A 20,998-nucleotide genomic window follows, 5' to 3' on the forward strand; every position below is an offset into this window, starting at 1 on the left:
GGCGTTAGCTAGTCCGTAGTCGTGCCCGCCAGCGCCGTTTAGAAAAATTTAAATCCCGCAGCGTCAAGCTTTTCTAAAACTTCCCTTGCTTGTGCGCTCGTGTAGCCTTTGTTTATTTTTTTGAGCACGATATCATCGCCGGATTCGACACCGATGTATGGGTCGGCAAACCCTGCGGCGGCTAAATTTCGAATCTGCTCGGCGCTTTTATCGTAGAAATTATCGATTCTAGCGTATCCGCAGATACTTTTCACGCTTGGGACATATTTGTGAAGCAGTTCGGCGACTCTCATTAGCGTATCGTAACTAGCCGCAAAGCCGTCCGCGCCTTGCAAAAATATCCGTTTTGGTGCGCCAAAAACGCTTGGGATTTCTTTGATATCGGCTTCGATTTCGCTTAGTGGCGAAGTTTGAAATTTTTGATCCTTAAAATATGTGCAAAACAGGCAGTGGTTGTGCGAGCAGCCAATCGTAGTCTGCAAATACCCGTCTGCGCTCTCGTATGGTGGGCGGTTTATTCCACTTGCAAAATTCATTTTATCTCTTTATAAACTTCCGCTAATCGACACTCTGTCGAAATTTTTCTCACCGATAGTTTTGATTGCAAAGTCTAGTTTGCTTAGCATTTTTTCTTTGTGAGTGTTAAGTATGCCGTCAATTCTCACGCTATCAAACGGGTGCAATGCCCAAAAATATGTGCCTTCAAGCTCCAAATTTGCGATAAACTCGCGCTCTTCTTCTAAAATTTCCTTTTCACTGGCTGGGATAAATTCGCCGTTTAAAATTTGCTCATTCAGCTTCGTATCCTTAAACGCGGTCATTGTGTTTAGTAAAATTTTACTTGGTTTGATTTCGTTTTCTAACCTCGCCATTGCTTGTGCAGACTCGCTTGCCATGCCACGCCCAGCCGTGCCAAGCATAAGCAAATCACAATGCGAAATGCCGATTTTATTTAGCCTTAGGCACTGAGTTTTGCTATCATCTGCGTCGTAACCTTTGCCTAAATTTCGCATTGCGGCGTTAAGACCGCTTTCTATGCCGATGTATAAATCATCTACGCCAGCTTCTTTTAGCGCGATTAATTCCTCGTCGCTTTTGGTAGCGATATTATCGATTCTAGCATACATTGTGATAGTTTTGATATTTGGCAAATATTTTTTGATTAGCTCGATTCGTGCTAAAAGTTTTTTCGTTCCTAGCGCAAATGGATCGCCACCTACTAGGTAAATGCGTGTCGCTTCCCTCGCGTAAGAGCCGTGAAATTTGACGATTTCGGCTAAAAATTCCTCGACCTGCGCAAGGCTTAGCATACGAAATTTCACATTTGCATACATATTGCAATACGAGCAAGAGTTGTGCGAGCAACCCTCTGTAATGGGGAGTAAAAGGGTGTTTGCCTCGATTGGCGGGCGGTAGATTGTGCCGTTGTAGTTCATTTTTTCTCCTTATTTTTAAAATTCGATATTTTTATGATTTTCGAAATGTAAATTTAAAAAAAGTAAAATTTGAAAATTTATAAAATTTGGGTTACAACTCTTTGATTATATAGCTAGCTAGCTCTTTTATCGCCTCTTCGTTTCTGCGATAATATGTCCATTTGCCGTGTCTTTCGCAGAGCAAAAGCCCAGCTCTTTGGAGCATATCGAGGTAGTTTGACACGGTAGAGGGCGACAAGCCTGCCTTTTCTTGGATACTGCTGACACACACGCCACCTTTTAGATCGACTACTTCGCCAAGCGAACTGCCTTGTGGTGGGAAGTTTGCGTCTGGGTTTTTGAGCCAGTTAAGGATATTTAGTCTAGTTTCGTTGTTTAGTGCTTTGCAAATTTCAATTACATCAATTTTCATTTTTTACCTTTTTTAAAATTGCGAGATTTTATCATACATTTCGATAATTGTCAATATATCAAAATATCTCAAATTTTAAAATTTTATTCTTCTGGGTTGATTTCGACTATTTTATTTAGGACATATTGTTCTAAATCTCGTTTGGCGATATCGTTTTTAAGGGCTTCGTTGTAGATTTTTTCGACAGGTTTGGAGTATTTTTCGTATGGAAAATACAAAAAGTGATTTGCCCAAGCTTTTTGGATTAAATTTTTAGTGATTTCCTTGCGTCCCCATGCCTTAAAGCAGTCAAATCCGATAAAGACAGCAGAGGTCAGCAAAATGGTAAAAAGTATGGAAAAGTGAAAGTCGATTTTGGTAAAAAGCAGGTGAGTAATGCCTATGGCAAACATCACGAAAACAAAGGCAAATGTCCCAAAAATCGCATATGAGCGACCATAATTAAATCTGAAATTTAGCTTAGCGGGATCGACTAGCATACCGTCGTTAAACTCAGCGTTTGCCTCCAACAAATCGCGAAAAAGCACAGGTTTATCCGAGATATGAAACATAATATTTAAAATTTTGTCTTTGCAGTTTTTATTCATCTTTTTTCCTTCTCAAATTTGGCGCCATTATATCTGAATTTTAATTTTTATAAGATAAAATCACCTTTTAAATTTAAGGAGAGCGTAATGTTTGAGATAGCTAATATGAATAACGATGATTTTGTCTATATCAATGGCGAAATCGTGCGCGCCAAAGACGCTGCGATAAGCCCATTTGACCGCGGTTTCATGCTAGGGGACGGCATTTATGAGGCTGCACCCGTGGTAAATGGCAAAATTTGCGATAAAGCCGATTTCTGGGAGAGATTTGAAAATTCTGTCGCACAAATCGAGCTTAAAATCCCATATACTCACGAAGAATACGAGGCATTTTTAAACGAAGTCATCGCCAAAAACGGCGTAAAAGAGGGCGTGGTTTATACACAAATCACCCGTGGTGCGGCGTTTAGGGACTTCGACTATACTGATACGAAGCCGACCGTGTTTGCCTATGCCTTTTCAAAAGTGATTTTCGATAATCCTCTTGGCACCAAAGGTATCGAAATCGTAAGCCTGCCTGAGATTCGCTGGCATAGACGCGATATCAAATCAATCTCGCTTTTAGCGCAGTGTATCTCAAAGCACCTAGCGCATAAGGCTGGGGCTTTCGAGTGCTTTTTGGTAGAAGACGGCTTGGTGACTGAGTGTTCGAGTTCGAGTGCGTTTATCATAAAAGACGGCGTTTTGATTACCAGGCCGCTATCGCACGACATTTTGCCGGGCATTAGACGCAAGGTGATTTTGGGCTTTGCGGGCGAGCTTGGGCTAAAAGTCGAGCAAAGGGCGTTTAGCATGGAGGAAGTCTATGGCGCGGACGAGGTTTTCATCAGCGCAGCTTCTTTGATGGCGATCCCTGTCATCAAAGCTGACGGCAAGCCGATAAATGGCGGCAAAATCGGCAAATTTACCCCGCTAATTCGCGAGCGCTACGCCAAACACCTAAAAGAACAAGCTGGGCTTTTATAATTTTGCTTTGAAATTTTGCTCGAATTTTATTTAAATTCGGGCAAAATTTGGCAAATTTAATCAAATTTTTAAAATTCAAAATTCTAAAATTTCGCTTCGCAATCCAGAAACACTGCGCCTGAAATTTTGATTTTTGATTTTGTTTGATTTGGCATGGCAGAAATTCTTGTTTGGTATATCGGCAAGCAAGTATCTCCGCTCTATGGCGCTTAAAATTTGGATTTCAAGGAAAAACTGTGTTAGATATTGTAAAGATGATTTTAGGCTATATAATCCCATACGAATTATTTTTATATATGCCGTTTCAGGTTATTTTATTTGTTTTTTTCACATGGTTTTTGATGATAATTTCATTGTTTGGAATTTTAATTTCTGCATTTTTTAAACGAGTTGCATACAAAAAAATACTCATAAAGTTATTAAAAATTACCATGCTTTTTATGTGGTTAAGTTTTATAATTTCATATTGCTATTATTGTGGCTATGTCGCTAGTTACGGAATATCGCAAGTTCATATTTATAAACCTGTTTTTTATCTATTTGGAATTGTAATAGTGAATATTTTAGTTTATTTATATATGATATCAACGAAATAGTAAAAGAAGCTATTTTATGGTGGGTATCCTTGCCCACCATAAAGATTAAAAACAATAAATCTAATGCAAAATTTCACAAAATTTGATTATAAATTTTAAAAAATTCATTTTCTTCGTAAAATTTCACCACGGCTTTGTCGATTTTGACTATGCGCGAAAGGTAGGCGTAAAGACCTTCTTTGCGCGTGTAGAGGATTTTTAAGCCGTCTAGGCTCGTGGCGCGTGAGAGCGCGACATAGAGTTGGCCGTTGGCAAAAATCCTATCGATATCGCAGGCTAGGTTTTCGATACTCATGCCCTGGGATTTGTGGATTGTGATCGCGTAGGCGAGTTTTAGCGGGAATTGATAATACCGCGCGATTAAAAAATCGCTCGCCTCGTCCTCGTCCGCTCTAATCTCGCTGTAATCATACCCCGCGCGCTCGACTCGCACGAAGGCGCCTGATTTTTTGCGCACTACGATAGATTCGATTTCGCCAAAGCCGTTTAGCTCGATATTTTCTACCACGCCACTTTCGCCGTTGTAAAACTCGCCTGATTTATTCATCGTAAAAAGCACTTTTGCGCCGACTTTTAGGCGCAGGGATTGGCTTAAATTCAGCGAATTTAGCCATTTTGAAATTTTATTATCATCGTAAGTGTTTTCGTGGATTTCGCATAGCCCCTCGCACAGATACAGCCTCGAATCTAGCGCGGCTAGCTTAGCTTCGTTTATCGCATCGACCTCGGCATTTCGCCCAGAGATTATGGTCGCATTATCGTCTAAACTCTCACGCGGAGTGATTAAATTCGCCAAAAATTTGGCTAAATTTTCGCTAATTTTGCCAAGCCTGATTTGTGATAAAATTTCATACAAACTCTCATCGTCCGTGCGCTTAGAACCTAGCATTTCTATGTAGAAAAACTTCATCTCCTCCCATGCGTGCGTGCCAAAGGCATATTCGCTCATACGCAAAAGCGAGCCTTGTTTGCTAGCACTTAGCTCGTCTTTTTTGACGACTGGCGGGAGTTGATAAAAATCGCCCGTTACTAGCAAATGACCGCTAAATTTGGACTTTACGAGGCGATATTCGATCATCTCAAAGACATCAGCGCCGACCATTGAAATCTCATCAAGCACGATTAAATCAGTAATTGAGAGAATTTTGTTAAGTTCAGTTATTTTGGCTTTTTGCGAGCGGTCTAATTTTTTTAGTTCTTCAAAATTTTTGCTAATGCCAAATTTAAAAAAACTATGCAAGGTTACACCGCCGATTTCTACGGCACTAATGCCGGTTGAGCCTAGCACGATGACGATTTTGCCGTGAGTGCGAAACTCTTCGATGACGCCTTTGACGACATAGCTTTTGCCTACACCGCCACCGCCTGTGATAAATACATTTTGTGATTTGAGCTTTTGTGATACGAAATTAATCAAATTTTATCCTGTTTTTTGGCAAAATTATAGCCAAAAATTTTTAAAGGTAGCAGTTTTGAGAAGGCAAATTTTAATATTTATAACATTTATGTGGATTTTGGCTGGTTGTGCCTCGCACACGCCACAAAAATCCAAATTTATCCCCGAAAATCCAGAGGTTTTGGCATTGGAATTTGAGCAAAGTGCGGAAATTTTGCCACCTGTGAGCGCCCAAAGCGTGGCAAGTGGGGAGAATTTTAAGGAAAAGTATTTTCGCGTTTGGGACGCTGAAAAAATAACCGCTAGCCCAAAGGACGCATTTTGGGGGCTAAACTACGCTAAGGGCAGGCATTTTGATCTAGGGGGAAACATCTACACGCAAGCCGTGTATGATGCCATGCACGAAAATGCGAACAAAAAAGCTCTTGGTAGCGTAAATATCCCAGCAATCACCATAAAAAACACGCTTTTGCGAAATATTCCAAGCGATATGCCGATTTTTGGCGATCCTAGCGAGCCTGGCGAGGGCGAGCCTTTTGATTATGCGGCAAATTCGGCTCTTGGCGTGGGATATCCGCTTTTTATCTCGCATTTTAGCAAAGACGGCGTCTGGGCGTTCGTGCAAAATGACGGCGTGTGGGGCTGGGTGAAGACTAGCGATGTGCAAGAAATGGGGATAAACGGCGCTAGCGCGTATAAAAATTCGAAATTTATAGCGATTTTGCAGGATAATGCGCCGATTTTTGACGAGAATAGGCGTGAAATTTTTAGAGCGCGCACGGGGACGATTTTGCCGTATGATTTCGCTGGTGGCGGGCTATATGGTGGCAAGATGATTAGCAAAGAGGGCGTGAGAGCGTATTTTGTGGAGGATAAATTTGCCAGAATTTGGCCAGCCGAGCTAAATAGCGAAAACGCAAAACTAATCAGCGCAAGCCTGATAGGGCAAAAATACGGCTGGGGCGGATACAAACTGCTGCGCGATTGCTCGCTACTGACAAAGGATTTTTTGGCGAATTTTGGGCTTTGGCTCCCAAGGAATTCAAAGGCGCAATCAAAGCGCGGAAGGACATTTTCGCTAGCAAATTTAAGTGCGAGCGAGAAGCTAAATTTGATCAAAACACACGCCAAACCTTATGCGAGCGTGATTTATATGCCAGGGCATGTAATGCTCTATGTAGGCGAGATAGAGGGCGCACCAGCCGTGCTTCACAATGTCTGGGGGCTAAGGCGTATGAATAAAGAGCGCGCGGTGATTGGCAAAACGGCGATTACCTCACTAAGCATAGGCGAGGATAGGGCTGATATCGCAGAAGATAGATTGCTAATCTCGCGTATTAGCGCATTTAGCGTGCTTAGCGAAGACGACGGGGTTAGCATACGAGAACTTTTTGGACTAGAAAAATGAGATCGAAACTTTACAACGACAATCTTTTAATCGAAGCCCAAACCCATATTGATAGACTTCATTTAAATATCGCGTGGGAGCGGTTTTGTGAATTTTACAAAAAGGCTGGCGCGATACGCAAAAACGATGAGTATTTGCTAGGGCTTTTTGGGGCGTGTTTGGGATATCTGCCTGATGAGGGTATGAAATTTATGGACTATGGCGCGCATATCATAGATGAGGGCAGGGTCATAGGGATAATCGAAATTTTAAATGAGGCAAACCCTGATAAAAATTTGGTTATTCCAAGGGCGTTTGCTAGGCTTGGCGAGCACGAGGAGGCTAGATATCTCATTATCACGGATAAAAAAATTTTGAGATTTTACCTAGATTACGAAGCGCAGTGGCAGAGCTTTTATTTTGAAGATTTGGATTTTTTGGAATTTTGCAAATTTTACGCACTACTAAATTACAACGCCCTAAAATCCGGTATCCCAGTGACGATGAGGGAGCGCACGGCGTATCGCGAACAAGATATTTCTAGCAAACTTTACCGAAATTTTAAAATTTTTCGTATGTCGCTTTTCGAGGATATGTGTATCCAAAACGAGAGCTTAAATCATCTTTTGCTAAGCGAGGCGTTAAATAAGCTTTGCGATAGGATAATTTTCGCGATTTATGCTTCGCACAACGAGCTTTTGCCAAGTGGAGCGCTAGAAAGCGTGCAAACATACGACGAGCTAAAAAGCCTTTTTGCGCTTATTCACACGGGGGACGATGAGCGTGGCGTGGTGAGATTTAACGGAGATTTGTTTGCGCCTGATTTGCTTTTGGATAATCTTAAAATTAGCGATTTGGCATTGGAGTTAAATTTGATCTCCAAATACGATTACAAACTCGATGTTACGCCAGATATGCTCTCATACATACTATCGCAAATTTACAATTTCGAAGAAATTTTTCAAAAGAACTGAATTTTAAAATTAAAAATTTCTTGCAGAATAAATTCTGCAAGAAATTAGTATTAGATTAAGGCAGGAGCTACTAAGAAGCCTAACGCTACTGATAGCGCGACCATGATAGTTCCTGGGATGAAGAAGCTGTGATTGAATACATATTTTCCAACTCTTGTTGTGCCTGTATCGTCCATAGCGATAGCACCCAAAGTCGTAGGATATGTAGGTAATACGAAAAGACCTGATACAGCAGCAAAAGAAGCAACCAAAACCCAAACTTGTCCAGCTGTCTCTGGGCTAGTCATACCAAGTGCTAATGCAACTGCTGGCATCATAACTTTTGTAGTTGCAGCTTGTGAATATAGCAAGCAGCTTAGGAAATATAAAACGATAGCTAAAACAAATGGATAGTTGCTAACGATATTTTTCGCTACATCTTTGAAAAGATCGATGTGGCCATTAACAAATGTAGTTCCAAGCCATGCGATACCTACGACGCAGATACAAGCACTCATACCGCTTTGGAAAGTGTTTGCTTGTAATAGTTTGCCTGTATCGACTTTGCACAAAACTGTGATAAAAAAGCCGATTGTAAGCATAAAGCTAATAATAGCAGCGTCGCGAGAAAGGATTGGTTTTTCGACCAAACCAACGCTTTTTGAGATAGCAAGAGCGTAAGCAACGACAATCAAAACACCGATAGCAAAAATCGCAACTGAGCGTTTTGCAAATGGTTTTGGCTCAGCGTATTCTGTAACTTTAACCTCTGAAACTAAACCTTTTGCTAGTCTTTCTTGATAGATTGGATCTGATGAAAGGTCTAGTTTGAAAAATGTATTTACAAGAACCGCTGTAATAATCATAGCAACAAATGTTGTTGAAATACAAATGAAAAGTAGTTTTGGATAGCTTACACCTAGTGGCTCAACAACACCTGTCATAGCTACGAACGCAGCTGAAATAGGTGAAGCTGTAATAGCGACTTGGCTTGATACAACTGAAAGCGCTAGTGGTGCGCTTGGTTTGATGTTTTGACCCTTAGCAACTTCTACGATAACTGGAATCATAGAAAACGCAGTGTGACCAGTACCAGCTAGGATTGTTAGCATATAAGTAACAGCCGGAGCTAGGATATTGATTTGTTTTGGGTGTTTGCGCAAAATTCTAGACGCAATCTGAACCAAATAATCCAAACCACCTGCAACTTGCATAGCAGCAATCGCTGAAATAACTGATGCGATGATCAAAATAACATCTACTGGAATATCTTTGAATTCCACCTTCATACCGATAATCGCCATAACGACGATACCTAAACCGCCGGCGTATCCGACGCCCATGCCGCCTAAGCGAACGCCTAGGTAGATACCAGCTAGCAATACGGCCAGTTGGACAAATAGCATAATATCCATGCAAGACTCCTTTGAAAATTCAAAACTCTAAATTTAGGGTAGGTCAAAATTTGACCTACCACGATAAAATTTATTTACCTGTTTTTTTCATGCCAGGATTTAGCATGTTTTTAGGATCTAAAATTTTATCGATTTCTTCTTTTGTTAAATAACCGCGCTCTAAGCAGATATCGCCGACTGCTTTACCAGTTTGGAGAGCCTCTTTTGCGATACTTGCTGATTTTTCATAACCTAAAATTGGGTTAAATGCAGTTACGATACCGACTGAGTTTAGCACTGATTTTAAGCAAGCTTCTGGATTTGCAGTTAGTTTTTTGATAGCTTTGTCGCTTAGTGTTTTAACTGCGTTTTCCAAGATTACGATTGAGTTGAATAGATTATAAGCAATGCCTGGTTCGAAAGCGTTTAGTTCGAAATCGCCTCTTTCAGAGCATAGCATGATAGATACATCATTGCCGATGACTTCGTAGCATGCCTCGCCTACAACTTCGCAAATTACAGGATTTACCTTACCTGGCATGATTGAGCTACCTGGTTGCATTTGTGGTAGGTTGATTTCGCCTAGACCGCATCTTGGGCCTGAATTCATTAGGCGTAAGTCGTTGATGATTTTGCTGATTCTTACAGCAGCTGTTTTTAGTGCGCCAGATACATGCACGAAATCGCCTGTATCTTGTGTAGCTGCGATGAAATCCTCAGCTGGTTTGAACTCAACGCCAGTGATTTGGCTTAGGTGTTTTTCTACTACAAATTTATAATCTGGGTGGCAGTTGATACCTGTGCCGATCGCAGTTGCGCCCATATTTAAAAAGCTCATTGACTCTCTTGCAGCTTTGATTTTTGCTATATCGCTTTTAATGTAGCTTGCAAAAGCGTGGAAGGTGTTGCCAAGTGTAGTTGGGACAGCGTCTTCAAGCTCTGTTCTACCCATTTTGATGATATCTTTGAAAGCCTCAGCTTTTTTCTCTAATTCGCCTTTTAGCTCTTCCATAGCAGCTAGCAAATCTGTAAGTTTAGCATAAGCTGCGACTTTGATTGAGCTAGGGTATGTATCGTTTGTGCTTTGGCCTAGGTTTGTGTGATCGTTCGGGTGGATGAATTGATATTCGCCTTTGGCATGACCTTGAATTTCAAGAGCGACATTTGTCAAAACCTCATTGACATTCATATTTGTGCTAGTTCCTGCGCCGCCTTGGATCATATCTACTACGAATTGATCTGCGAATTCGCCTGCGATAACCTTGTCGCAAGCTGCTACAAGCGCATCAGCAATTTCTGGTTTTAAAACGCCCAATTCTTTGTTTGAAAGTGCTGCTGCTTTTTTGATTTGTGCAAATGCTTTTACAAAAAATGGATAATCGCCAAGTTTGCGACCTGTCATTTTGAAGTTGTCCAAAGCTCTGAAAGTCTGAACGCCATAGTATTTGTCGTTAGGAATTTCAAGCTCACCTATAAAATCGTGTTCTTTTCTAGTTTCCATCACTAGTCCTTTCTGAAAGAATTTATGTGATTGTATTATTAAATACCTAAAAACAATCTTAAATTTTCGTTAAAATGTTACTTTAAATTCAAAATTTTATAATTGTTATTTTTATTTTAAGATTTTTTTAAATTTAGCGATTTTTTCGCTTGATATGAAGTATGTAAATTACAGAAAGAAGTAGGACAAATCCCAATAAAAGAAGCGTGATTATATGCAATTTTTCCTTAATTAATTCTTGATTTTCGCCGATAAAATATCCAAGTAGCATTAAAATCAACACCCAAATCCCAGCACCAAGTGCTGTAAATGTGCAAAATCGCGCTAAATTCATCTTCGCAAGACCTGCTGGCAGGCTGATGTATTGGCGGATACCTGGGATTAGTCTGCAATTAAATGTAGAAATTTCGCCGTGTTTGTTGAAAAATGCTTCAAATTTGGCGAATTTTTCGTTTGTTACGCCGATAAATTTGCCAAATTTATCAATAAATTTGCGCCCGAAAAAATAGCACAAATAGTAGTTAAACACAGCCCCAGCCACGCTCCCTGCTAGCCCGCACGCAAATGCTATGGCAAAGCTCATTTCGCCCTTGCTAGCGAGGTATCCTGCTGGAATCATCACGACTTCGCTTGGAAATGGAAAAAAACTGCTTTCTAAAAACATCATCGCAAAAATGCCGAAATATCCCCACGCTGCGACGAATTCTACGATAAAATTTACGATTGATGTAAGCACGAATTTCCCTTAAATTTGAAATTTAGAATTTGCGCGAAACTTAAATTTTATTAAATTCCGCGCATTAAATTTACATTTTTATTTTGCGTATTCTACTGTCTGTTTGCTAAATAGCTCGTTTGCGATATCGTCAATTTTTTTGTTTAGTTTGCTTGGCGCAATTTGAGCTTTTATCATCTCTTTTACTTTGTCAAATTCCACAGGAGCAGCCTCTTTTAGGTCTTCTTTGTAGATGACATGATAGCCAAATTGAGTTTTCACAGGGGTTTTGCTAATCTCGCCTTTATTTAGCGCCCACGCAGCCTCTTCGAACTCGCTTACCATCATACCTTTGCCAAATGAGCCCAAATCGCCGCCATTTTCTTTGGCACTTGGATCTGTTGAAATTTCTTTGGCAAGTTTGTTGAATTCGGCTTTTAATTTGTCTTTGCTGACTTTTTCTAGTTTAGCGATAGCGTCTTTTGCCTCTTTTTCATCTTTTAGCAAAATGTGGCTAGCTACGACGCTTTCTGGTTGCATGAAGCTGTCTTTATTATCATCATAGATTTTTTTGGCCTCTTCGTCGGTTACTTTGACATCTTTTGTCTGCTCTTGTTGCCACAAAGCAAAGGCGATTTCATCTTTTGCAAGCTCGACTTGTTTTTTGTATTCTTCACTATTTACGATACCGCTTTTTTTAGCCTCGGCAATCATAAGTTTAAATTTAATCATTTGATCGATTAGTTGTTTTTTGTCCTCATCGCTTGGTGTAGCGTGTGGGTTTTGAGCGAAAACTGGTGCGATATCCTCATCTGTGACCGTGATATCTGTGCCTTTGACACTAGCTAGCACGCCAGCATTTAGCGAAAGCGCCATAGCGGCGACGAAACTGATTGATAAGAATTTTTTCATTTTTTTCCTTTTTTGAAAATTTTTGCGCGCATTATAAAAAAAGATTGTAAATATATAAGCAATACGAGAAAAAATGCGAAATTTAGCCTACGAATTCGTAGGCTAAATTTGGATTAAAACGATGGAACAATCGCACCTTTGTATTTTTCCTCGATAAATTTTTTCACACTTTCGCTTTGAAGTGCGCTATCAAGGGCTTTGATTTTTGGTAGGTTTTCATTGCCTTCTTTGACGACGACGATGTTTGTGTATGGGTTGCCGACTGCTTTTTCGATGAAAAGTGAGTCTTTAACTGGGTTTAAATCCGCGTTGAAAGCGAAATTTGAGTTGATTACAGCGATATCGACATCATCGAGCGTGCGAGGCAAATTTGGACCTTCAAGCTCTAAAATTTGGATATTTTTAGGATTTTTGGTTACATCTAGGGCTGTGCGAAGCTCTACATCTTTATTAACCTCGATTAATCCTGCATCCGCAAGCACATCAAGTGCGCGAGATTCGTTCGTAGGGTCGTTTGGCACAGCTACTTTGGCGCCGTCTTTTAGATCTTTTAGATCTGTGATTTTTTTGCTATAAATTCCCATCGGTTCTAAATGCACGCCAACTGTTGTTTTGAGTTTTGTGCCATTTTTGGCGTTAAATTCCACTAAATATGGCTCGTGTTGGAAATAGTTCGCATCCACGCTGCCGTCATCTGTGGCTAAATTTGGAGTAACATAGTCGTTGAAAACTTTGACTTCGAGCTCGTATCCAGCGGCTTTTAGCTCTGGTGCGATATGCTCTAAAATTTCGGCATGTGGCACAGGAGTAGCTGCGACAACTAATTTTTCTGCCAAGGCAAAACTTACAACGCTTGCACTAAGAAGTGTAGTTAGAAATATTTTTTTCATTTCTTTCCTTTGATGAGAATTTAAAAAGGGCGATTTTATCATAAAATTTGGGCGTAAAACACAACAATTATTAAATTTATATGTAAATTTGTATTTGAAATTTCACTTCTAAATAATAATTTTTATTAAGTAGAGTTTAATGAGCTTTTGGTTATCATAAATTCCAAATTTTTGATAAAGGAGAGAGTATGAGACAATACGAAACATACAAATGCGAAAAATGTGGCTGCGAAGTCGAAGTGCAAAAAGTAGGCGAGGGCGCAGTTTTGACATGCTGTGGAGAGCCGATGAAATGCATCACAGAGGATTTGACACAGGTAAATTTGATGAAGGCGTTTGCTGGCGAATCACAAGCTAGAAATAAATACGACCTTTACGGAGATTTAGCCAAAGAAGCTGGTTTTCACGCTATCGCGCGCCACTTTTACGAAGCGGCTGAAAATGAAAAATGGCACGCAAGAGCCGAGCTTAAAGCTCACCACGCAGCAGCGGGAATTCCGCTAGATAAAATGGATAAAAACCTAATCGACGCCGCAGCTGGCGAGAGATACGAGCATGAAAGCATGTATCCTGCGTTTGCTCAAATCGCGACAGAAGAGGGCAAAAAAGAGGTCGCAAGGCTATTTAACGCTATCGGCAAGGTCGAAGTCGAGCACGAACGCGAATACAACGAACTTCAAAAAATCTTGCTTGAAGAGGGATTTTTCGAGAGTTTTGATGAGGAAGTTTGGGTTTGCGAAGTGTGCGGTCATGTCCATCGTGGCAAAAAGGCCCCAGGCGCATGCCCACTATGCAAGGCTCCAAAAGAGTATTTCAAAAAACAAAGATTAGTTTAACCCATAAAATTCTGACGCTTCTTTGGCGTCAGAATTACCAAATTTTATTCAAAATTTCACTATAATTCGCCCTAAATTTTACAAAAGGAAAATTTATGAAAAAGCTGCTTTTAAGCGCGATTTTTGGCGCAGTATTAGCGCAGGCAAACTTCCTTGATGAGGACATTAGGCTCTGCGATGAGGGTAGGGCTAGCAGTTGCGATTTTCTTATCAACTACTACAAAAGCGCCGAGCAAGAAAAGCACCGCAAAGCTTATGAAATCATCGCCAAACTATGTCTAAATGGCGATGATAGCAAGTGTGAAATCATCCGCTCTGAGGAATTTTTTGGCGGTGATCGCAAGCGTTATGCCGAAATTTTGGAGAAAAGTTGCGATGAGAAAAACATCAAAAGTTGCCTGTTTTTATTAGAGGATTATCCGATGTGGTCGAACCCCGCACCAAGGGTGCAAAGCGTGTATGATAGGCTGTGCAAATTCGGTGCGCTGCAAGATTGCGATAAACAAAACCTCGATTTTAGCGATGTTAGGGACTTGCGCAAAGCTCACGATATCGCAAGAGCTGCAAGGAAGCTAGAAACGCTTCCAAAAGAGCTGAAAAAATCTGCCCAAAACAAGCTTGACGCCGCAAAATTTGATGATATGATTGGGGCTGAAAATTTCGCTAGCGAGGAAAATTTGGCGCGAGTAAAGCAAAAATGCGAGGAGAAAAACAGCTCTTATTGCGCACTTTTGGGCTATTTTTACGAGGTGCGCGCCAAGGCCAGCACTGATAGCGATGATGATTTTTACGAGTTTAACGCTGCGTCGATGAAATTCTACAAAAAAGCCTGCGAGTATGGGGAGTGGGACGATTGGGATACGGGGCATTATTGCAGGGGATACGGCGGGGCTATATTTTATCGCCGTATGCGTGCAGGAGAGTGAAAGCTAGGCAAAATTCGGCGAAATTTTGATTTTGCCAAATTTCGTTTTTTAAATTTTGCAAAATTCTAAAATTCCGCTTATGCAACCCCAAAATACTGTGCCGCAATTTTGCTTTTTATTTTGAAAAAAATTTTGCTTTCAAGCGTCATTGCGAGGCGATGAAATCTCCGTGGTAATCTAGGGAATACCAAAAATTTTAAAATATAAAATTTAATTAGAATTTCAAATTTTTGATTATTAAGCCAAAATTTGCATTTTAAATTTCAAAATTCTTTGGAATTTTACTAGATTGCTTCGTCACTTTGTTCATCGCAATGACATTTTGGGCGAAATTTCGGCACAGTATCAGAGATTGCACTCAGCGAATTTTGCATAAAATTTCAGACGCAGTATCTGCAAAAAAAAACAAAATTTGCCAAATTTTACTCTCTTGTAAAAACTCTGATATTATCCGCAAATCCGCTATCTTGCACTATTTTAAGATTTTCATTTAGTTTGGATACGACCAAATCGTGGTGAGATTGCACGACATAGCGAGCCTCTTGCGGGCAGAGTTTTTTCCAAATTTCATAGCGTTCGTTGCAAGATTTCCAGCTAAGCTCGCCGTCGCAAGTTTGGATTAAAACTTCCGTTTTGTAACCTGCTGTTTTGAATTTTTTAAGCGTGTAAATTGGTGTATCAGCTGTGCGAAAAGTCCCCTCAATAGCGATATTATAGCGTTCTACGATTGCTTTATTTATGATTATTTCTGTAAGTTTTGCGCAAAACTCGGCTGTTCGCTCTGCCATTTTTTGGCTATCAAGGGCGCAAATTTGGGCGTAGTAGGGGTGGTATTTGCGAAACTCATCGCCGTTTATGACAACGCCATTTTCGCCTAGCTCGTTAAGGGCTAGGCGGAGCATATTTGCCTTACCAGCTCCTGGCTGACCGCCTAAAACATAGGCTTTTGGGGCTTCGTTGCCAGCTTTTGCGAGTGGATTTTTATCCAAAATCACCTCAGTCCATACATTTTGGCTCGCTCTTTGGGCGAAAAATTCGGCGTTTTCGTTGATTTTGGCTATGTCGCAGAGCAAATTTTGTCTAATTTCTTTATCTTTATAGGCTTGCAAAGTCGCAAAATTCGTGGTTGTGCCGCCGTCTATGGATTTTATGAGCCTTGCAAGATTTGGCATTTGAGTTGCGATATTTCTAAGCACATTTTTTATCTCATCATCGCTCATATCGTATTTTGAAAGAAACATTGTGCGAGCGACTTTCTCATCTGTGTAAAATTTGTGATAATCAAAGTTTTTATCTTGCGTAGGTCTGATTAAAATATCGAATTTAGCGAATTTCTCTTCTAATTCGTCAAAGAAGTTTTGCAAATTTTGCCCGTAAATTTCTCGCAATTTTTCTGCAAAAAATTCCAAAAACAAGCCGTGAGTATTAAATGAAACTTCCCGCCCCATTAGCTTCATATCGTATTCTTCGCGGATTTGCTCGATTTTTTCAGCCGTTTTTTCAAAATCAATGCTTTCATGTTCGCTCATTAAAATTTGATGATAAATTTCGCCCATTTTTTTGCTATCACTTCTCATTTTCTCGTCCCTATCTGTGGGGAATAAATGCCCAACACAAGCGTATTCGAGTAAAACATCTCTTTGCATTAACGAAGCCATTTTTTAATCCTTTAAGTTTTGATAAATGCGATTTTATCGCTATTTGGTAAAATTTTGAGCTTGAAGCTCTTTGATTTTTTCTATCTCTTTTGGTGAGTAACCTGCCTTTAAACGGGCGTTTTCGTTTATTATTCTAGCCGTAGAAAATGCCTTAGGATAGTGTTTTAAAACGATTTCAAAAAAGCACTCTGGCAAAACTCCAAGTCGGTCGCACTCGAATTTAAACCATTTATCGCCCTTGCCTACATGCGAAACTTCCTCGCGCAAAATCATCTCCAAAAGCGGCCGCAATGGCCTTTTATCCGGCATTTCATCGATATGCGAAAGCAGATAAAAGTTCGCATCCAGCCCGCCAGCCTCCAAGTGCCTAGGCACCACTGCCATGCGCTCAATTAGCGAGTGCTGAGTTTTTTTCAGCGCCTCAAATAGCCCGTCATGCACGCTAAAATCGCCGTAAGAAAAGCCCGTTTTTTCTAGCTCGGCATTTACGAGCGAAAAGTGCCTCACCTCATCTTCTGCCGCTTCTAGCCAATCAGCGTAAAATTCGCGTGGCAGTCCCGCGAAACGATAACACGCATCGAGCGCCAAATCAATCGCGCTGTATTCGATATGCGCCACAGAGTGCAGAAATAGGGCGTTTTTATCGACATTTTGCTTTTTTAAATTTTTGTTTTGGATTTTTATATCTTTGACCTGTGAAATTTGGGCGAATTTCGCATAGCTAGGATTTTCGAGCGGTTTTGGCTCAAAATTTGGCTCAAATTCTACTTCGTTTTTGCAAAATTTTGCGTAAAATTTTGCAAATTTTTCTATTTTTTCGTTAGGACTGCCAGCGTTTAAAATTTCCCAAATTTCTGCGTGAAAACTCATCTCTACCCCCATTTACGCCATACCAGCTTCGACTAAAAAACAGCTTGGCTGATAGTTTATTTTGCGAATTTTATCAAATTTCGCGTAGCTTAGATAGAGCTCATTTCGCGCCCTAGTAACCGCTACATAAAATAGTCGTCGCTCCTCATCTAGACTGCCACCCATGCCCATTAGCTTCAAATTTGGAAAGCGGTTTTGCGCCAAATCTACCAAAAACACGCTATCAAACTCCAAACCCTTGCTAGCATGCACGCTTAGCAGATTTACGCCCTCTCCCTCGCTCATTTCCTTTGCGCCAAGTGTGATGAAGTTATAAAAACTCCCCGCGTCCTTGTATTTGCTCGCAATCCCGCCTAAAATCGCTACTTTGTTGTAAATTTTCTCATTTTCGTTCGTTTTGCGATCGAGATCTATTTTGCCGTTTTTGAGCGTGGCTCTGTGAGTGGCGATATTATCGGCGATTATGGCAAAAAGCTTGGAGGATTTTATCAAATTTACTAGCTCGCCAGCGCCAAAATTTGGGTTAAATTTGCTAAATAGCGTGTATAGTTCGTGCAAAATCATAGCCGCGCTTTCGTTTAGTTTGTTGTATTTTAGCACCGGATTTTTGGCGAAATTTTCGCTAAATCCAAGCGTGCTAAACCGCTCTAAACTCGCCTGCAAATCCATATCGTCAAAAAGTCCTAGCTGGTAATTTCGCTTTTTTTGCTCGTAAATTTTCGCACTCATATCAGGGCGCAAAAAGCCATCTTTGATATTTCCGCCACCAAGCGTGATTAGCGCGTCGAAAATTTCCTTGCTAGTGGCGTTTCCCACGCCTTTGGCATACTCTAAAATCCCAAGAAATGCCATCATATCCTTTGGGTTTATCAGCGCGCCGAAAATATCCATAAACGCCTTTATTTCGCGACTTTCAAAAAAGCTCGTGCTGCCTTTGCGCTTCGCGCCGATTCCTAGCTCTTTGAGCGCGACCTCGATCCCGTCAGCCGAGGAGTTGTTGCGAAAAATCACCGCAAAACTCTCAGGCGCGCGCCTGCTTTGCTTGATTTGCTGTGCGATATGGCCGTATTGCGACATAATCTCATCATAAACATGCAGTTTTGGCGCGCTAAATTTGCCCGTGCGCCCTACGACTAGCTTTTTGTCATACAGGCGCGGATTGTTTGAAATGACCTTGTTTGCAAGGGCTAAAATTTGGCTAGATGAGCGGTAATTTATGTTTAGCGTGTAAATTTTCGCGTCGCTAAAACGGGTGCCAAAAGAGCCGATTATATCGATATTCGCGCCGTTAAAGGCATAAATGCTCTGGTCGAAATCGCCCACGCAAAAAAGGCTTTTTGTCCTAAATGCGTCGATTAGTGAGCCTTGAAGCGAGTTGGTATCTTGATACTCATCGACTAAAATTTCATCATAGTATAGTGGCGCACCCTTGCGCAGTTCGTGGCGCATTTTAAGCAGTATGTCGTTAAAATCGGCGTAATTAAAGCGGGCTTTTTCTTCTTCAAATTCACGCAAAATATCCTCGTAAATTTCGCTAAATTCAGCCTGATCTTCAAAATTTCTAGCAAACCATGAGCCAAAACTCTCGCCTGTTTGTTTGTTTTGAAAGAGCGAGTATATGTCGTATAAATACGCACCGCCATACGGCCTAGTGTCGCTGATATGGTAAAATTTGCGATTTTCTACGATACTTTTTAAAAGCGTTTTTAACTCGCTTGGCTGTTTTAAAATCACACCCTTGCCAAGCTCACGCAAAAGTGCGTAAGATACCGCGTGGAAGGTGCCTGCGGTGATTTTGGCGGTGATTTTTTTGTCAAAATAGCGATTTAGCCTCGCAATCATTTCGCTAGCTGCTTTGTTTGTGAAGGTTAGAAGCAAAATTTTGCTTGGATTTACGCCAAGGTGCAGTAAATGCGCAATGCGCGCTACAATGGTGCTAGTCTTGCCTGTGCCTGCGCTTGCGATTACGAGATTGTGGCCAAAGGGCGCAGTCGCGGCGGAGTATTGTTCTTGGTTTAAATTTGATATTGCGTTCAAAATTTTCCTTTAAAATCGTAGATTATAGCCTAAATTTATTATAAAAAAATTAGCCCTGCGCCTAAAATTTGGCGCAAATTTGGGCGTGAAATTTAACCAAAATTTGCAAAATTTAAAATTTAACCAAAATTTGCGAATTTTAAAATTTGCCTAAATTTAACGCGCGAAATTTAGCCCAAACTCACGCGCCCATTTCTTTTAGCTTTTTTATCCGTGATTGCAGGCTAGGGTGCGTGGCGAAAAGCCCAGAAAATGCGGGCAAGAAAAACATGTGCGCGCAGGCTCTGGCGTTAGTGTTTTTGATATGAAAATTTGCGAAATTTCTTAGTGGATTTGCGCGAAAATTTCGCATGTCATCTGTGTTTATACTGCCCCTTTGGCGCGTTTTTGAGGAAAAATATCTGTTTAAATTCGGCTTTTCTTCATCTTTTGGGGCTTTAAAATCCTTTTTGCCGATTCCGTCGTGATAGGCTTTGTTGAATTTTTGTATCATAAAAAGCTTATCAAGCGCCTTTTTGATCCCCAAAGGATTGCGCGTGTATTTGGCTGCGCTAGCGTCTGCTAAAAACTCTTTTTGCCTAGAAATGGCACTTTGGATAAGTTCGGCAAAAACTTTCCCCAAAAGCCCAAGTAGCCAAAATATTACTCCCACAAGTATGACTATGGCAATCCCGCTTCCTTTGGAGTTTCTGCCGCTTCTACCCCTGCCAAATGCCCTTAAAATCTCATATCCGATGAAGCTAAGTGTGCCAAGTGCGCCAATGACGCTAATTAGCCTGATATTTAGCTCGATATCATTGTGAAAAGCGTGCGAAAACTCATGCGCGATTACCCCTTGCATTTCGTCTCGGTTAAATGTCCTCATCGCCCCAGCCGTGACAAAAATCGCGATTTTTTCGCTATCTTTGCCGAAATTCTCCCCACTTGCCATGGCATTTACGCCATTTTCGTTTTTCATGATAAAAACCCGTGGCATGCCCACACGCGAGGCAATCGCCATTTCTTCGATTATGTTAAGTAGCACTTTTTCGGAATTTTTGGCAGTGTAGGGGTGAATTTCTGTGGCGTCAAGCTGGCTAGCTAGGCTAGAAATGTCTGTCGCCTCAAAATGGCGTTTTTTGATATAGTTAAATAAAATCACGCAGACTAAAAGCGCGGATAAAAGTAGTGGCAGGGCGTAATCCGCGCCCTCGCCAAGGGCAAAATTTTTGTAATTTAAAAAATCAAAAAATAGCGCGTATGAGAGCCAAAAAACCTGCACCAAAACGCTTGCAAAGACGAAATTTAGCCACGCAACCTTGCTTTTGGCTAGTTTTTGGTGCTCGTTTATGCTGTGAGATAGTGAGGCTGTTTTGCCAAGGAAAATGCGCGTTATGGCAAACAAAACCACGCTACACGCCAAAACACATAGATAATACCCGGCCTTTGGCGTGCAGGAAATCTCATTTGCGCTTAAAAAATGGCAAAATTTTTCAGGTAGGTAAAAGAGCGCTAAATTTAGCGCAGACAACGCCTCCACAAAATTT

General features: G+C 40.9%; 20 protein-coding genes. 5 read left to right on the top strand and 15 right to left on the bottom strand.

Going from position 1 to position 20,998, the window contains the following annotated elements:
* Positions 1–38: 38 nt before the first annotated feature.
* The 4 genes from PF027_RS03610 to PF027_RS03625 all read right to left on the bottom strand — a co-directional run bounded on the left by PF027_RS03610 (position 39) and on the right by PF027_RS03625 (position 2,435).
* Positions 39–536, bottom strand: coding sequence for a radical SAM protein (locus PF027_RS03610; protein WP_270871919.1), 498 nt, complete (start codon positions 534–536; stop codon positions 39–41).
* Positions 537–545: 9 nt separating this feature from the next.
* Positions 546–1,436 (bottom strand): radical SAM protein, encoded by an 891-nt coding sequence (locus PF027_RS03615; RefSeq protein WP_270871918.1) that lies wholly within the window; start codon positions 1,434–1,436, stop codon positions 546–548.
* A gap of 91 nt (positions 1,437–1,527) precedes the next feature.
* Positions 1,528–1,848 (bottom strand): ArsR/SmtB family transcription factor, encoded by a 321-nt coding sequence (locus PF027_RS03620; protein ID WP_270858981.1) that lies wholly within the window; start codon positions 1,846–1,848, stop codon positions 1,528–1,530.
* 83 nt (positions 1,849–1,931) lie between these two features.
* A complete protein-coding gene (locus PF027_RS03625) occupies positions 1,932–2,435 on the bottom strand; it encodes a hypothetical protein (protein WP_270858980.1) in 504 nt (167 codons plus the stop codon).
* Positions 2,436–2,522: 87 nt separating this feature from the next.
* Between PF027_RS03625 and PF027_RS03630 the strand changes: the two genes are divergently transcribed.
* Positions 2,523–3,401: an aminotransferase class IV gene (locus PF027_RS03630; protein WP_270861801.1), complete on the top strand. Its 879-nt coding sequence runs from the start codon at positions 2,523–2,525 to the stop codon at positions 3,399–3,401.
* Positions 3,402–3,476: 75 nt separating this feature from the next.
* Here PF027_RS03630 and PF027_RS03635 read toward each other — a convergent pair whose 3' ends face one another.
* Together PF027_RS03635 and PF027_RS03640 are read right to left on the bottom strand one after the other, a co-directional pair.
* Positions 3,477–3,680, bottom strand: coding sequence for a hypothetical protein (locus tag PF027_RS03635; protein ID WP_270871917.1), 204 nt, complete (start codon positions 3,678–3,680; stop codon positions 3,477–3,479).
* A gap of 390 nt (positions 3,681–4,070) precedes the next feature.
* Complete coding sequence (locus PF027_RS03640) at positions 4,071–5,414, bottom strand: ATP-dependent DNA helicase (RefSeq protein ID WP_270871916.1); 1,344 nt, start codon at positions 5,412–5,414, stop codon at positions 4,071–4,073.
* Positions 5,415–5,469: 55 nt separating this feature from the next.
* Here PF027_RS03640 and PF027_RS03645 point away from each other — a divergent pair, with 55 nt between their 5' ends.
* Positions 5,470–6,801, top strand: a complete 1,332-nt coding sequence (locus PF027_RS03645) for an SH3 domain-containing C40 family peptidase (protein ID WP_270871915.1) — start codon at positions 5,470–5,472, stop codon at positions 6,799–6,801.
* A complete protein-coding gene (locus PF027_RS03650; protein WP_270876221.1) occupies positions 6,798–7,754 on the top strand; it encodes a hypothetical protein in 957 nt (318 codons plus the stop codon). The genes PF027_RS03645 and PF027_RS03650 overlap by 4 nt, the downstream gene beginning before the upstream one ends.
* A 50-nt stretch (positions 7,755–7,804) precedes the next feature.
* Here PF027_RS03650 and PF027_RS03655 read toward each other — a convergent pair whose 3' ends face one another.
* The 5 genes from PF027_RS03655 to PF027_RS03675 form a co-directional block, all read right to left on the bottom strand.
* Positions 7,805–9,148, bottom strand: coding sequence for an anaerobic C4-dicarboxylate transporter (locus tag PF027_RS03655; protein ID WP_270861796.1), 1,344 nt, complete (start codon positions 9,146–9,148; stop codon positions 7,805–7,807).
* A 70-nt stretch (positions 9,149–9,218) separates the two neighbouring features.
* Complete coding sequence (locus PF027_RS03660) at positions 9,219–10,628, bottom strand: aspartate ammonia-lyase (RefSeq protein WP_270858973.1); 1,410 nt, start codon at positions 10,626–10,628, stop codon at positions 9,219–9,221.
* Between the two features lie 133 nt (positions 10,629–10,761).
* Positions 10,762–11,364, bottom strand: a complete 603-nt coding sequence (locus tag PF027_RS03665) for a DedA family protein (RefSeq protein ID WP_270871913.1) — start codon at positions 11,362–11,364, stop codon at positions 10,762–10,764.
* Positions 11,365–11,442: 78 nt separating this feature from the next.
* Positions 11,443–12,255 carry a peptidylprolyl isomerase gene (locus PF027_RS03670; RefSeq protein ID WP_270858971.1) on the bottom strand — a complete coding sequence of 271 codons (813 nt, stop codon included), beginning with the start codon at positions 12,253–12,255 and terminating at the stop codon, positions 11,443–11,445.
* A 113-nt stretch (positions 12,256–12,368) separates the two neighbouring features.
* On the bottom strand, positions 12,369–13,145 hold the full coding sequence (locus PF027_RS03675) for a MetQ/NlpA family ABC transporter substrate-binding protein (protein ID WP_270871912.1): 777 nt from the start codon (positions 13,143–13,145) through the stop codon (positions 12,369–12,371).
* Positions 13,146–13,333: 188 nt separating this feature from the next.
* Here PF027_RS03675 and PF027_RS03680 point away from each other — a divergent pair, with 188 nt between their 5' ends.
* Positions 13,334–13,981 carry a ferritin family protein gene (locus PF027_RS03680; RefSeq protein ID WP_270871911.1) on the top strand — a complete coding sequence of 216 codons (648 nt, stop codon included), beginning with the start codon at positions 13,334–13,336 and terminating at the stop codon, positions 13,979–13,981.
* Between the two features lie 95 nt (positions 13,982–14,076).
* Positions 14,077–14,907 carry a hypothetical protein gene (locus PF027_RS03685; protein ID WP_270877361.1) on the top strand — a complete coding sequence of 277 codons (831 nt, stop codon included), beginning with the start codon at positions 14,077–14,079 and terminating at the stop codon, positions 14,905–14,907.
* A 422-nt stretch (positions 14,908–15,329) separates the two neighbouring features.
* On the opposite strand, the gene PF027_RS03690 is transcribed toward PF027_RS03685, so the two are convergent.
* The 4 genes from PF027_RS03690 to PF027_RS03705 all read right to left on the bottom strand — a co-directional run bounded on the left by PF027_RS03690 (position 15,330) and on the right by PF027_RS03705 (position 20,991).
* Positions 15,330–16,565 carry a zeta toxin family protein gene (locus PF027_RS03690; RefSeq protein ID WP_270877362.1) on the bottom strand — a complete coding sequence of 412 codons (1,236 nt, stop codon included), beginning with the start codon at positions 16,563–16,565 and terminating at the stop codon, positions 15,330–15,332.
* A gap of 39 nt (positions 16,566–16,604) precedes the next feature.
* Positions 16,605–17,435, bottom strand: a complete 831-nt coding sequence (locus PF027_RS03695) for a ferritin-like domain-containing protein (RefSeq protein ID WP_270871910.1) — start codon at positions 17,433–17,435, stop codon at positions 16,605–16,607.
* A 12-nt stretch (positions 17,436–17,447) separates the two neighbouring features.
* The gene (locus PF027_RS03700; RefSeq protein WP_270872048.1) at positions 17,448–19,463 is read right to left on the bottom strand and encodes an ATP-dependent helicase; all 2,016 of its coding nucleotides are present in this window, start codon (positions 19,461–19,463) and stop codon (positions 17,448–17,450) included.
* 190 nt (positions 19,464–19,653) lie between these two features.
* Positions 19,654–20,991 (bottom strand): M48 family metalloprotease, encoded by a 1,338-nt coding sequence (locus PF027_RS03705; RefSeq protein WP_270871909.1) that lies wholly within the window; start codon positions 20,989–20,991, stop codon positions 19,654–19,656.
* Positions 20,992–20,998 lie beyond the last annotated feature (7 nt).

It is taken from the genome of Campylobacter sp. VBCF_01 NA2 (assembly GCF_027797205.1).
Lineage (GTDB): Bacteria > Campylobacterota > Campylobacteria > Campylobacterales > Campylobacteraceae > Campylobacter_B.

Excerpts from the sequence above, each read along its gene's own strand:
- PF027_RS03610 (WP_270871919.1), bottom strand. The coding sequence starts at position 536 with ATGAATTTTGCAAGTGGAATAAACCGCCCACCATACGAGAGCGCAGAC.
- PF027_RS03615 (WP_270871918.1), bottom strand. The coding sequence starts at position 1,436 with ATGAACTACAACGGCACAATCTACCGCCCGCCAATCGAGGCAAACACC.
- PF027_RS03620 (WP_270858981.1), bottom strand. The coding sequence starts at position 1,848 with ATGAAAATTGATGTAATTGAAATTTGCAAAGCACTAAACAACGAAACT.
- PF027_RS03625 (WP_270858980.1), bottom strand. The coding sequence starts at position 2,435 with ATGAATAAAAACTGCAAAGACAAAATTTTAAATATTATGTTTCATATC.
- PF027_RS03630 (WP_270861801.1), top strand. The coding sequence starts at position 2,523 with ATGTTTGAGATAGCTAATATGAATAACGATGATTTTGTCTATATCAAT.
- PF027_RS03635 (WP_270871917.1), bottom strand. The coding sequence starts at position 3,680 with ATGGGATTATATAGCCTAAAATCATCTTTACAATATCTAACACAGTTT.
- PF027_RS03650 (WP_270876221.1), top strand. The coding sequence starts at position 6,798 with ATGAGATCGAAACTTTACAACGACAATCTTTTAATCGAAGCCCAAACC.
- PF027_RS03655 (WP_270861796.1), bottom strand. The coding sequence starts at position 9,148 with ATGGATATTATGCTATTTGTCCAACTGGCCGTATTGCTAGCTGGTATC.
- PF027_RS03660 (WP_270858973.1), bottom strand. The coding sequence starts at position 10,628 with ATGGAAACTAGAAAAGAACACGATTTTATAGGTGAGCTTGAAATTCCT.
- PF027_RS03670 (WP_270858971.1), bottom strand. The coding sequence starts at position 12,255 with ATGAAAAAATTCTTATCAATCAGTTTCGTCGCCGCTATGGCGCTTTCG.
- PF027_RS03675 (WP_270871912.1), bottom strand. The coding sequence starts at position 13,145 with ATGAAAAAAATATTTCTAACTACACTTCTTAGTGCAAGCGTTGTAAGT.
- PF027_RS03680 (WP_270871911.1), top strand. The coding sequence starts at position 13,334 with ATGAGACAATACGAAACATACAAATGCGAAAAATGTGGCTGCGAAGTC.
- PF027_RS03685 (WP_270877361.1), top strand. The coding sequence starts at position 14,077 with ATGAAAAAGCTGCTTTTAAGCGCGATTTTTGGCGCAGTATTAGCGCAG.
- PF027_RS03690 (WP_270877362.1), bottom strand. The coding sequence starts at position 16,565 with ATGGCTTCGTTAATGCAAAGAGATGTTTTACTCGAATACGCTTGTGTT.
- PF027_RS03695 (WP_270871910.1), bottom strand. The coding sequence starts at position 17,435 with ATGAGTTTTCACGCAGAAATTTGGGAAATTTTAAACGCTGGCAGTCCT.